This window comes from Clostridium zeae (assembly GCF_017312485.1).
Taxonomy (GTDB): domain Bacteria; phylum Bacillota; class Clostridia; order Clostridiales; family Clostridiaceae; genus Clostridium_AR; species Clostridium_AR zeae.
Genome location: NZ_BMBA01000008.1, coordinates 115,712 through 129,575, shown reverse-complemented (window position 1 = coordinate 129,575; position 13,864 = coordinate 115,712). Strand labels below are relative to the sequence as shown.

6 protein-coding genes are annotated in these 13,864 nt (G+C 33.0%); all 6 read left to right on the top strand.

Translation table 11 applies throughout. From position 1 onward, the window contains the following. Positions 1-129 precede the first annotated feature (129 nt). On the top strand, positions 130-4,263 hold the full coding sequence (locus tag J3477_RS22535; RefSeq protein ID WP_206872495.1) for an LPXTG cell wall anchor domain-containing protein: 4,134 nt from the start codon (positions 130-132) through the stop codon (positions 4,261-4,263). Between the two features lie 488 nt (positions 4,264-4,751). Then, positions 4,752-5,426, top strand: coding sequence for a response regulator transcription factor (locus tag J3477_RS22530; protein WP_206872494.1), 675 nt, complete (start codon positions 4,752-4,754; stop codon positions 5,424-5,426). Next, positions 5,423-6,466, top strand: a complete 1,044-nt coding sequence (locus J3477_RS22525) for a sensor histidine kinase (RefSeq protein WP_206872493.1) — start codon at positions 5,423-5,425, stop codon at positions 6,464-6,466. Before J3477_RS22530 ends, J3477_RS22525 begins: the two co-directional genes overlap by 4 nt. Before the next feature lie 176 nt (positions 6,467-6,642). Further along, positions 6,643-7,377 carry a Fic family protein gene (locus J3477_RS22520; protein ID WP_206872492.1) on the top strand — a complete coding sequence of 245 codons (735 nt, stop codon included), beginning with the start codon at positions 6,643-6,645 and terminating at the stop codon, positions 7,375-7,377. Positions 7,378-7,532: 155 nt separating this feature from the next. Beyond that, complete coding sequence (locus J3477_RS22515) at positions 7,533-8,498, top strand: Gfo/Idh/MocA family protein (RefSeq protein WP_206872491.1); 966 nt, start codon at positions 7,533-7,535, stop codon at positions 8,496-8,498. Between the two features lie 300 nt (positions 8,499-8,798). Beyond that, entirely contained in the window at positions 8,799-13,712 is a 4,914-nt protein-coding gene (locus J3477_RS22510; RefSeq protein WP_206872490.1) for an immunoglobulin-like domain-containing protein, read from the top strand. The last annotated feature ends 152 nt before the right edge of the window (positions 13,713-13,864 follow it).

Sequence of the window (13,864 nt, the reverse complement as noted above, 5' to 3'; positions counted from 1 at the left end):
AGGCCTATTTTTTTTACTTTTTTTAGCATCAATATTAAAGAGTTTATAAATTATTGATTTTAAGATTACAGAAACTAATTGGTGAAAAAAATATATCACCAAATAATGCTCATTAAAAGGAGGAGAGAAATGAGAAATAAGGGAAAAGCTTTAATTGCTCTAATTATGGCAATTATTTTTCAGGTTTGTGGAATAGGATTCCAGCCGTTAATGGTCAACGCAGCAGACCTAACTAACACAGTACCTTTTATCACTGATCTTACATTAACTGATGGAAGTGGAAATCCCTTGGGAAGTGATGTGAGTAAAAGTTCGGAAGTGCATATAAATTATAAGTTTTCAATTCCTAATACTGCAGTAGTTAAAGCTGGAGACACCTATACAATGAAAATTCCAAAGCAGATACAAATAATAAAAACTCTTAATTTTGATTTAGTTGCTGCTGGATCAAGTGAGGTTGTGGCAAAGGTAAATATTGATACTTCAGGTAATGTTGTAATCACTTTTACAGACTATGCAAGTACTCACTCAAATGTAAGTGGATATTTTTATGTAGACAGCTATTTTAATCAAAGTCAGATTGGAAATACAAATCCTGAAAAGATTATCTTTGATATTGGAGCAAGTGTTACAAAGGTGGTAGATGTGAACTTTCATCAGGATCCTGTGGCCCCTAAGACTTATATAACAAAAACAGGAAGTTATAATCCAAGTAAGAATGAAGTAACATGGACCATAACAACTAACCCAGATAAGCTCACTTTAAATGATGTGGAGGTGGTGGATGAGATACCTTTGGGACAACAATACGTTGATAACTCTGCTACTATCAATAATAATGGTAGTGCTAGTGGATTTAGTTATCTAGCTAATGATAGCGCTGACAGGACTAAAACTGGGACACTTTCATATAAGTTTCAAGGTGCTATAAATCAAAGCTATAATATAGTTTTTAAAACTAAAGTTACAGACCCTGCTGTCTTTCAATCAGAAGGTGCAAAAACTACAGAATCTAATCAAGCAAAGCTCAACCATGATGGAAAACAGGATTTATCAAACGTAGCATCAGTTGTTGTTACTACGGATTTTATAAGTAAAAGTGGTGCTTATAATTCAACCACTAAAACAATAGATTGGAGTATTAAAGTCAACAATAATGCACAGCACCTAACTAATGCATTGGTTAAAGATACAATTCCTGCAGGGTTAGCATTAACCGCTGGAACTGTGAAGGTTGATGGAAAAAATATAAGCGACAGTGAGTATGATTACTCAGGCAGTACCTTTCAATATATTTTCCAAGGGGATATAAATGAACCGCATACTATAACCTTTTCTACAGATATAGTTGATTTAACAACATATAACTCTAATAAAACTAAGAATTTTACAAATAAAGTTGATTTTATAGGAGTGGGTATTCCAAGCAATGCCTCAGATAGTGCAGTGGTTGGAGTTCCAAGTAATATAATTGATAAGCAAGCAGCAGGCTATAATGCTCAAACTGCAGAAATTACTTGGAAAATTATAGTTGATAATAACAAAATTAATATCAATAATGCAGTAATAACGGACAATATACCTACTGGACAGCAATATGTTGATAACTCTGCAGGTATTGATAATAACGCTAATGGCAGCTTTAGCTATACTCCAGTTTCAGGAGATAGTACTAAAACAGGTATACTGAAATATAATTTTAATGGCAGTATAAACAGTACCTATACTATAACCTTTAAAACTAAGGTTACAGATCCAAAGGTATTTGCAGCAAATATAACAAATAAGTCCTATAGTAACACTGCATCAATAAGTGGTGATGGTATAGAAACCTCTCAAGATACTGCAAATCAAAATGTAAATAGTGAGGTTATAAGGAAAGACGGATCCAATTATAACTATGCAACTAGAGAAGCTACTTGGACAATAGTGGTAAATAAAAATAAAATGCCTATTAATAGTGCAAAGGTTACTGATGTAATTACTAGTGGGCAAGAATTTGTAGATGGCTCAGTAACTATAAATGGTGTACAAGCTAATAGCTCGAATTATAATTATGATAGTGCTAGCAAGACTTTTACTTACAACTTTGTAGGGACTATAAATACTACACAGACTATAACCCTTAAAACTAAGGTTATAGATTTAAGTATATTTAATACCAATGGAGATAAGCAGATAAGCAATACTGCTAGTTTATCAGGAGACATAATACCTCCAAATGTAAGCGATCCAGCTACAATCACTATAAAGAATACTACAATAAACAAGACAAGCAGTTATGTAGATGGCAATTCGTTTATTGATTGGAATATTGACGTAAATTCAAATCAGATTTCGCTAGATACAGCAACCGTTGTTGATACCTTGCAGCAGGGGTTGGAGCTGGATACTACATCTGTGAAGTTATATAAAAATATAGTGAATTCAGATGGAACCTTAACAAAAAGTGATGAAGTAGCTCTTAATCAAAATAGTGTAAAGTATGATAAGGATACTAGAGTATTTACTTTTAACTTTCCTGCAGCAGTAAAGGATTCTTATAGGTTATCTTTTACAACCAATGTTACAGATAAAACTAAGTCTCCATTTACTAACTCAGCTACATTTACTGGTAGTGGATCTACTGATAGAGGAACTTCACAGCCTGTTGCAGTTAGATTTCAGGTTGCTGGAGGAGGAAGTATTGGTGAAAGTGGAAGCATAAAGGTTATTAAAGCTGACAAAGTTACTAGTACTCCTATTAAAGGGGCTGTATTTGAACTTCTTGATAAATATGAAAATGTTATTAAAACTTCAGAGCCAACCACAGATGATGGTATAGCCCTATTTAATAACTTGAAATTTGATATAGATTACTCAGTTAGAGAAAAAACAGCGCCTGTAGGTTATAAGTTAAGCAGTGAGGTTTACAAGTTTCAGGTGAAAAATACAACTGATGAAAAAAATATAACTTATATCTATGAGAACGATAAAATCAGAGGCTCAATAGAATTTAAGAAAGTTGGAGAAAATGGAGATCCGTTAAAGGATGCAGAATATACATTATATAAAGCAGAGGATGGAAAATTTGAAAGTCCTGTAGCAAAGGACTTAAGTGTTGATAACGGATTTATAACTTTCTCAAATGTTGATTATGGTGATTATAAGATTAAAGAAACAAAAGCTCCGAATGGATATACAGTTTCTTCTCAAGTACTTACAGCATCCGTGAGAGATGAGGGAATAACTGTTCAGGCTGCACCATATGTAGTAAGTGATTCAAAAATAAGAGGTAACATTGAATTCTATAAATTCGGTGAAGATAATAAGCCATTAAAAGATGCGGAATTCAAGATTTATTCAGCTTTGGATAAAGAGCTAAAAACACCTTTAGGAGTTTCTACTAGCTCAGACACTGGATTAGTATCTTTTAAAAACTTAGAATATGGATTATATAATATAGTTGAATCAAAGGCACCAGAAGGATATAGCTTGTATCCTCAAGCTATTAAAGCTGAGATAATTGAAGACGGAAAAACTATAAATCCAGTACCGGATAATCTAATAAATAAAAAAATTAGGGCATCAATAAAGGTAATAAAAGTTGGAGAACAAAAAGAAGCTCTAGAGGGTGCAGAATTTTCACTACTTGATGAGCGAGGAAATTTAGTTGCTTCAAAGGTTACTGATAAAGATGGTATTGCTGAGTTTGATAATGTAGTTTATGGTCAGTATATAGTGAAAGAAACCAAAGCAAAATTAGGTTATAACAAGATAGACGACGAGTACAAGGTAAATATAACCGAGGATGGAAAAGTCTATGAAGTAGGACCTATTGAGAACAAAAAGATAAGAGGTTCAATTGAGGTTAAGAAGCTAGGAGAAGATGACAAACTTCTTAAAGGGGCAGAATTTACTCTCTTTGATGAACAGGGAAAAGAAGTACAAAAAGTATTAACAGATGAAAATGGTATTGCAAGATTTTCAGAAGTTGTTTATGGTGCTTATACAATTAAAGAAACTAAAGCGCCAGAAGGGTACCTTGTAAATACAGAGGTACTTCAAGTAAATATAAGTTCTTCTGAAGTAAAGACTTTTACTGTCAAAGATCAGTTAAAACCAGTTGTTAAGAATACTAACGATGCACCAGCATCTAACAATAATTCGGTAACGCAGCTTGTAAAGACTGGAGCATTAATAGATTCTAATATTTTAGTTTTCCTTGGTTTAGTGGTAATAACTCTTGGGGTTGTTATGATAAGAAAAAGAAAAAATAATTAAAGATAAGATTAAACTGCTGTAAAGTTTAATTATGATACCTATGGGTGCCAGTCAACATAAATTGATTGGCACCTTTTTTCTAAATTAATTGGTTAATCATCCGACGCTTAAATGAGCTTACGCAAAGAATTAATATGATTTTGTCATATTCCATGGCTAAAACTGTAAACTCACTACGTTCGAACAGTACAGTTTTTTTACGCCATTACATCTGCCAAAATCATTTAAATCTAATTGCTCGCTCATATAGCGTCTCCTGTATAACCAATTAATTTCAATAATCTTCTTAAACATAGCCAATTTTATAAATGATATGTTAAATGTGGATATATTAAAAGAAAAACTATATCGATATGAGTCACATCTAGGACACAAGCTGTAGATATAATATAATTAAATAATAAATTATTAAAGATAGATTCATCTATTCTATTTGATTTAATATATAAGCTTATGATATAAAGTTGAAGGATATATGGAGGAAGAATATGTTTCGCATACTTGTAGTGGAAGATAATAAAAATATAAGAAAGTTAATGGCTGTAAAGCTTGAGCAAGCTGGTTATGAAGCTTATCAGGCTGAAGATGGAGAAAAAGCTTTAGAGATAATGGATAGTGTTCATATAGATCTTATAATAAGTGATATTATGATGCCAAAGCTTGATGGTTATGAGCTTACCAAGACCTTGAGAGATGCCGATTTTAATATACCTATACTTATGGTTACTGCTAAGGATAGTTTTGAAGATAAGGAAAAAGGATTCATTGTTGGAACTGATGACTATATGGTAAAACCTATAGATATGAATGAGATGCTTTTAAGGGTTTCAGCACTTTTAAGAAGAGCTAAGATATCTACTGAGCGAAAGATAATACTTGGAGATATAAGCTTAAACTATGACAATCTAACGGTAACTACACCTGAGGAGATTGTAGAACTTCCTAAAAAAGAATTCTATCTATTGTTCAAGCTTTTAAGTTATCCTAATAAGATATTTACTAGGCAGCAGCTTATGGATGAGATATGGGGGATGGATATAGACATAGATGAACGCACTGTGGATAGTCATATTAAGAAGCTCCGCAAAAAGTTTGATCATTTAGAGGAGTTCAAAATCATAACCATACGTGGATTAGGGTATAAGGTGGAAAAATACATATGAAAAAAATATCAAAATCAATAAGAGCTAAGTTTACTTTGATTTTTATAGGAATATTAAGTTTCTCATGTGCTCTATCTCTGATTATTTCCTTAGCAATAAGCCGTATTTTAAAATTGCTTGATATTAACTTTTATAGCGATGGACAAAATATAACTCAAAATGTTATTTTAATAATTACTTTACATATATGCGTATTAGTTGGTTCTATTACTGTGTTTTTTGTGACAAAACGCATAGTGAAGCCAATAAAGCAGTTTAGTGAGAGTACTAAGGAGATCGGAAGAGGTAATTTTGATATACAAATCGATTATAAAAGTCATGACGAGATAGGTGTTCTGGCAGATAATTTCAATAAGATGATACAAGAACTTAAAAGTATGGAATACTTAAGAAAAGATTTTATGAGCAGTGTGTCCCATGAATTTAAGACTCCAATAGCTTCAATTCAAGGGTTTGTAGAAGTCTTAAAGGATAAAAACTTACCAAGAGAAAGCTTTGATGAATACACTGATATAATTATAGAAGAAACTAAAAGACTTAATAATTTATGTTCTAATATGCTTAGACTTTCAAGACTAGACAATCAAATAATTCAAAATGAAGCAAAAACATTTTCTCTTGATGAGCAGATAAGAAAAACTCTTTTGCTATTAGAAGAGCAATGGAGCAAGAAGAATTTAGAGCTAAACTTAAGCTTAGAGAAAGTTATGTATAGTGGAGATGAGGAGCTCATGCAGCAGGTATGGGTGAATCTCATTGGGAATGCTATAAAGTTTTCAAATGATAAAGGCTTTATAGATATATCCCTTAAAAAAGATAAGCAGAACATAATAGTGATGATAAAGGATAATGGAATAGGTATATCAGAAGAATCTAAGAGTAGAATATACGAAAAGTTCTATCAAGGAGACGCCTCCAGGGCATCTGAAGGAAATGGCCTAGGGCTTGCAATTGTAAAACGAATTGTAGAGATATGCAATGGTAACATAACCTTCGAAAGCAATGCTGGTGAAGGTACTGTTTTTAAGATTACTTTATGAAAATCAAAATTTATTGGTTTATCAGATTTTCCTCATACGCTTTAGGGAATTAAATGTGTAAAAAATCGCTAAAAAGGTAGCTTTAGCGATTTTTTTATTTACTATAATATGTAATAATTAAATTAATATATTATTTATGCTTAATGTGGGAATAATTTTATTTAGGAGTTGATATTATGTTTAATGATATAGATGATAAGAAAAAGCTATTAGATAGTAAAAGACCTTTAAATATTGCAGAATTAAATAACTTAAAAAAATACTTTGATGTTGAACTAACATATAATTCAAATGCGATAGAAGGCAATACATTAACAATAACAGAAACAAAGGTAATCCTTGAAGATGGTCTTACTATAGGTAAAGGAAAAAGCTTAAGGGAGCATCTAGAAGTTATCAATCACAAAGAAGCAATAGACTATATAGATGATATAGTAAGTAAAAATATAGATATTTCTGAAAGAGTTATAAAAGACTTGCATTATATAATTTTAAAAAGTATAGATAATAAAAATGCAGGTGAATATAGACAAAGTAATGTATTAATAAGTGGTAGCCAACATAGACCAGTTGAGCATTTTTTAGTTAAAGAAAAAATGGGTGAATTATTGGACTGGTATAATAAAAATAAGCTTGCACTACATCCGGTTGAGCTCGCTGCAGAATTTCACTTTCGATATGTTTATATTCATCCGTTTATAGATGGTAACGGGAGAACTGCAAGGCTTTTAATGAATTTAATATTAATGAGAAATGGTTATCCAATAAGTATTATAAAAACTGAAAATAGAGATGAATATATGAAGTCATTAGAAAGCGCTAGTACCGAAGGGGATTTAAGTGATTTTATAACTATAGTTAAAAATGCAGTAGATAAAAGCTTAGAGCTTTATTTATATATTCTGAACTAATGGTATTTTGAAATTAATTTCAATAACTTTATTAAACATAACTTTAAGGAAAGCTGATGATAACAAAGGACTATTAAGATAAAAAAATAAGCTTCATGGATTTAAAAGATATATAAATTGATGGTCAAATTTAAATGAGAAGGAGAGAGGATTATATGAAAGTAAGGTTTGGTATTATAGGGCTTGGAGGTATAGCTGCAAGGTTTGCAAAGGTTTTAAATACAGCTCAAGGGGTAGTGCTAAATTCAGTGGCAGCTTCAGATATGGGACGAGCTGAAGTTTTTAAAGAAAACTTTGGTGCAAAGAAAGCTTATGATAAGTATATCGATTTAATCAAAGATGAAGAGGTTGATGTAATTTATATAGCACAAACTCATAATTTTCATTTTGATATGGTGAAGCTTTGTTTAAATAACAATAAACCTGTAATATGTGAAAAGCCAATGGTTACAAACAAGAAGGATGCAGAGGAATTAGCAAAGCTTTCGAGAGAAAACAATGTGCTTTTGATGGAAGCAATGTGGTCAAGATGTATTCCTACTACTCAAAAGGTTAAGCAGTGGGTGAAAGAAAAAAAGATAGGGGATGTTAAGTTAATCAACGCTTCCTTTGCTTTTAATTTTCCTTTTGATCCAGAACATAGACTTTACAATCCGAAGTTAGCAGGTGGAAGTCTATATGATGTAGGGGTGTACCCTATAGAGTTTACAACAGGTATATTAGAGGAAAAGCCTGCTGTGATAAACAGTGTAGGTACCATCAGTAAGTCAGGTGTTGATGATTTTGTGGTAATGAATATGAAGTTTAATAGTGGGGTTTTAGCTTCCTTAAGCTGCGGCTTTACTGCTGAAACTAATAGAGATGCACATATATATGGTTCAGATGGACACATAGTAGTTTATGATTTTTTAGGACCAAGAAGATGTGAAATATATGATAGGCAAAATAATTTGGTAGAGGTTTTTGAGGAAAGTTTTGAAGATGGTTTTATATATCAGATCAATCATTTTGTTGAGTTATATAAGAATAATAAAATAGAGAGTGATATAATACCACTTCAAGATACTATAGACTGCGCAGAAATCTTTGACACTGTTTTAGCTCAGTGTGGAGTTAAGTAGCCTTTTAAAAGAGGATGAAATTTAACTAGAGAAAAATATAACTTTTTAAGAAGGGAACTTTTTAACTAGAGGAAAATATAACTTTTTAAGAATTTACGCTTAGAATCAGGGCTTGAAGGTGTTATTAAGTAAGAAAAACCAATAAATCTATAAGTTTATTTAAAAGTACTCACACAGTTAAAATTAAATTGTGTGAGTACTTTTTCCATTCTGCGAGAATCTTGTGAGAATTTTGTGAGAAGTTTTTGATAAAGTTTATTTATAGAAAAATAAATTTAAGTTTAAGGTAAGGGGGATAACATGAAGAGCAAAAAAACTAAACGATTTGTCACATTTTTGGTGGTACTCTCTATGCTTTTAGTAGATGTAGTACAGATTTCAGGAATAAACAAATCTTTGATTGCTAAGGCAGATACTGATACCAGCCTATACGGAGAAGTGTTGGTCAGTGACGTTGGAACAAATCCAACTCTACAGAACGGAAATACTTCAAGAAAACTTGCGGTAGCTTCCGATGGAACGATTTATGCAGTATATAGAAGTAACGAAGGAATTAGAGTAGCAAAGAGTACAGATAATGGTGCTAGCTTTAAGCCGAGTGTAAGTGTTTATGCTCAAAATTACGAAGCTGAAGTTGCCGTATCATCCTCTGGTATAGTATATGTTACATGGATGGAAAACGGTATGATTAAGCTTTCAAGAAGTACCGACCATGCATCAACCTTCTCAGAGGCAGTTGATGTAGGTTCATCGATGGGTATGAGTGTACATATGACTACAGATGGAAATTACTTATATTTCATTGACAGAAGTGGACGAGACTTTTATAAGAGTGAAGATGGAGGAAGCACTTTCTCTCATTATGATTTTAATGAACAGTATGTTTTCTCAGATGTTCACGTAGATCCATTTACACATAATGTTATAGTACAAAAGGACAACCCAAGTATTACATATTACATAAGTACAGATCATGGACAAACTTTTGGTGCACCACATATGCCAGGAAATCAAGTGTACTACTCAGTTGGAAGTATAGCAGCAACAGCAGATGCTAGTTATTTACTTATTGCAGGGCAAAGTAATCTTGGTGTAAAAGTTAATTTATCAACAGGAGTATCAACAACTCCAGATATGGGAAATAACATGGTATCACAAGGTAGATCCTTAAGTGATGATTGGTATGGTAATGTAGTAACAGGATTTTCAGATGGTGCATATGTATATTTCTCAGTAAGTGGTGATCTAGGGGAAAACTTTGGTACACCAGTTAAGGTAGCACAAACAACAGTAGCTAATGCATCAATAAACTCAACTAATGGAGATATCTTATTCTTATATGAAAGAGATGGAAAGATATATCTTAAGGTATTTGGAGGACATCTTCAAGGATATGACCTTAAGGTATCAAATAGTAGCTTATTCTTTGATGCTAGTACAAATAATACAGTTAAAAAGATAACTATAACTAATATTTCTGAAGATCCTATAAGTATCTCTGATATTAAGACTACAGGTGATTTTACAGTAAATAGGACAGGTGTAGGAAGTACTTTAAGTCCAGGGCAGTCTGGAGAGATAAGCATAACCTATAATCCTTCAGGAAACCCAACAAGTGCAGGTAAAGTTTCAATCCTTTATGGTTCTCCAACTAAGGAAAGAATTATAAACCTTAATGGAGCTGTAGATGGAGGCGGAGTAGTAGTAGGACCAACAGATCCAGTATCACAGCCAGCTGCAAGCTTAGATGCAACAGCATCTAAAGGAACAGCCGTTGGAGATACTAAAATAGCTGCAACTGCAGGAAGTGGAAATCACTTAGCTGTAAAAGTTTCAGACGAACCAGTAGCTACACCTAATAAGGGAGATGCTGCACCAACAGGAACGGGGGTAACTAACCCATACAATTCTCAAGATAATGTAAACTTAGGTGATTACAAGGTTAACAGATATGTAGCAGTGTATGAATTAGATGATAGTAACAAGGTGGTAGGTTTTAAGCTTATAAACTTACAAGATAATCAAATTTATGGAATACCAAGTACAGTAGATGCAACAGCATCAAAAGGTACTAATAGTGAAGAAACTAAGGTTAATGCAACAGCTGGTAATGGAAATCACATTGCAGTTAAGGTTTCTGACTCACTTATAGAAACACCAGTTGAAGGACAGGAGGCACCAATAGGTGGCGGAGTATATAATCCATATGTTAACGGAACAGATATTAACATTGGAGATTATACTGTAAACAAATATCTTGGCGTGTACGAGTTAGATGGTAACAATAAGGTTGTAGGCTTTAAGCTAATAACTTTATCTTCAGAGGTTGTAAACACTACTGCTAAAGTAATTGACGCTTCTGCAGAAAAAGGAACTTCAATAGCAGATACTAAGATTAATGTAGCCCCAAGTAACGGAAATCATATAGCGGTAAAAGTTGCATCAGAAGTATTACCAACACCAAATATAGGTGATCCAGCTCCAGTAGGACAAGGAGTTATTAATCCATATACTCCAGGTGCTGATTTAGCTCTTGGAAACTATACTCAAAACAAATATGTAGGTGTATATGAGTTAGACGGAGATAACAATGTTGTAGGTTTTAAGCTTGTAGAATTAACAAGTGAGGAAATAAACAGAACTGCACCTGCAATAGTAGTAGATCCTGAAAAGGGTAGTGCTACAGGAGAAAGCAGACTTATAACATCACCTCAAGCTGGAAATCACATAGCAGTTATGATTTCAGACAAAGCTGTAGCAACTCCAAATATTGGTGATGATGCTCCAACAGGAGTAGGAGTAACTAACCCATATACTTCAAATACAGATATTAACCTTGGAGATTTTACTAAGAACAAATATCTTGCAGTATATGAATTAGATACAAATAATAAAGTAGTTGGCTTCAAGCTTGTAAACTTAGCTGATGAAGATATAAACAGAGAAGCTCCAGTTATTGTAGCAACTACAGAAAAAGGAACTAATAACGGTAAGACTAAGGTTGATGCAGTACCTGGAATAGGTAATCACTTAGCAGTTAAGGTTTCAAATGCTCCTCTAGGTACTCCAAATGTAGGAGATTCAATGGAGTTAGGACTAGGTATAACTAATCCATATACTTCAGGAGCAGATATTAATTTAGGAGACTATGCAAGCAATAGATACTTAGGTATTTATGAATTAGATTCAAATAATAAAATTGTAGGCTTTAAGTTAATAACTTTAACTGATGAAGATATAAATAGAGTTTCACCTGAGATAGTAGTAGCACCAGAAAAGGGAACTACCCTTGGAAAGACTCAAATCAATGGAACTCCAGGTATAGGAAATCATTTAGCAGTTATGGTATCTGAAATGGTAGTACAAACACCAAACAAAGGTGATAATATGCCACTAGGACTTGGAATAACCAATCCTTACACATCAGGTACAGACATTAACTTAGGAGATTATACTAAAAATAAATATCTAGCAGTTTACGAATTAGATGCTAACAACAAGGTTGTAGGCTTTAAGCTAGTAGCTCTAACTGATGAAGATATCAACAGAACTGCACCAGAAGTTGTAGTGACTCCTCAAAAGGGAACAAGCACTGGTGAGACAAAGATCAATGCAGAAGTAGGAAATGGAAACCACTTAGCAATAAAGGTTTCAGAGTCACAGTTACCTTCAGTAAATGTAGGAGATGCAGCACCAATAGGTGAAGGTGTAACTAATCCATATACTTCAGGAAAAGATATAAACCTTGGAGATTATACAAAGAATAAATATATTGCAGTATATGAAGTAGATTCAAATGGTAAAGTAGTTGGCTTCAAGTCTGTAACTTTAACAAATGATCAAATCAACAGAACTGCACCACAAGTGACTACGACTTCTACTATAGGTTCTACTACAGGAACAACTAAGATTAATGCAACAGTAGGTTCAGGAAACAAGCTAGCAGTTAAGGTTTTAGATGACGTAATAGCAGTACCAAATGTAGGAGATACAGCACCAACTGGAACATTAGTAACTAACCCATATACTTCAGGAAATGATATAGCTCTTGGAGATTATACTAAGAACAAGTATGTTGCAGTTTATGAATTAGATTCAAATAACAAGGTCGTTGGCTTTAAGTTAGTGACTTTAGAAGACAGTGTTATCAATAAGACAGTGGTATTAACTGATACACAATCAGTATCAGCAGACAAGGAAAGCTTACAGGTTAAGTATGCTGATGGAGATAATGCAAACAGCGTAACTAAGCCACTTGTATTAGCAGGCTCAGGGGCAAATGGAACAACTATAACTTGGGGAGCAAGCCCAGCAGGGGTAGTTTCTAAGGATGGTACACTATCAAGACCATTATTTGATACAGATGTTAAGCTTACAGCTACTATTTCTAAAGGAAAGATAAGCGATACTAAAGATTTTAATATTAAGTTAAAAGGAACAGTGCCTGTACTTTATGACTTAAATAGTGGAAGTGAACTTATCGACCCAACTGATAAGGAAAAAGAAACTGTAACTAAACAAAATGAAGTTAACATAGGTGGTAATAGAGATTACCTAGTAGATTTATTCATAATGTCTATCGAAAAGAAGAATACCAACTATGAAGGTAAGTCAGTAAAAGTAGGTATTGAAGAAAAGCCAGTAGTTGATACTAGATTCTTTAGCGCAATTGATGGCAAAGATATTACTTTAAACTTTACTGGAAACAAAGTAGGCTGGACTTTTAATGGTAAGGACATAACTGCAGATAAGTTTGCAGGTATGGACAAGATAGATTTATCTTTAAAAGAGCCTTCAACAGAGCTTATAACTAGAATTGGTAAGAAACTTAAGGCTGATTCAGGAAAAGATGTTGAGTATGCTACTTTCTCATATACTTATGATGGATACTTACCAGGTAAGGCAACTGCAAAGGTATATGTAGGAAAGCAATGGGCAAACAAGACTGTTGATGTAGGTAGATTCTACAGTGATAAAAATAACTATGATATAGTAGCTAAGACTGTAAAAGTTGATAGCGAAGGTTATGTAGCTTATGAAACAAATCACTGTTCAGACTACTTCGTTGTAGAAACAAATGCATTAACACCTGCAACAACTGACAATCTTCCTAAGACTGGATCACCAATCAATGGAGGAATGTTAGCTCTAGCTGGTTTAATGTTAACAGCTTTAGGCTTTGTATCTCTAAGAAGAAATAAAAAAGCTAACTAGTATTTTTAAGAAGCTTTAAAGTAAATTAGAGTAGTATAAATTATAGATTTATAATATGGAAAGCTTGTTTACAAATCTAGAATATTAAAAAGAAGAACTGCTGTTAAAATGAGAATTTTGACAGCAGTTCTTCCTTTTTTTCACGTAACATA

What these genes read in the sequence shown, in the direction of transcription:
- J3477_RS22515 (WP_206872491.1), top strand. Translation starts at nt 7,533, where the DNA reads ATGAAAGTAAGGTTTGGTATTATAGGGCTTGGAGGTATAGCTGCAAGG.
- J3477_RS22510 (WP_206872490.1), top strand. Translation starts at nt 8,799, where the DNA reads ATGAAGAGCAAAAAAACTAAACGATTTGTCACATTTTTGGTGGTACTC.
- J3477_RS22535 (WP_206872495.1), top strand. Translation starts at nt 130, where the DNA reads ATGAGAAATAAGGGAAAAGCTTTAATTGCTCTAATTATGGCAATTATT.
- J3477_RS22525 (WP_206872493.1), top strand. Translation starts at nt 5,423, where the DNA reads ATGAAAAAAATATCAAAATCAATAAGAGCTAAGTTTACTTTGATTTTT.
- J3477_RS22530 (WP_206872494.1), top strand. Translation starts at nt 4,752, where the DNA reads ATGTTTCGCATACTTGTAGTGGAAGATAATAAAAATATAAGAAAGTTA.
- J3477_RS22520 (WP_206872492.1), top strand. Translation starts at nt 6,643, where the DNA reads ATGTTTAATGATATAGATGATAAGAAAAAGCTATTAGATAGTAAAAGA.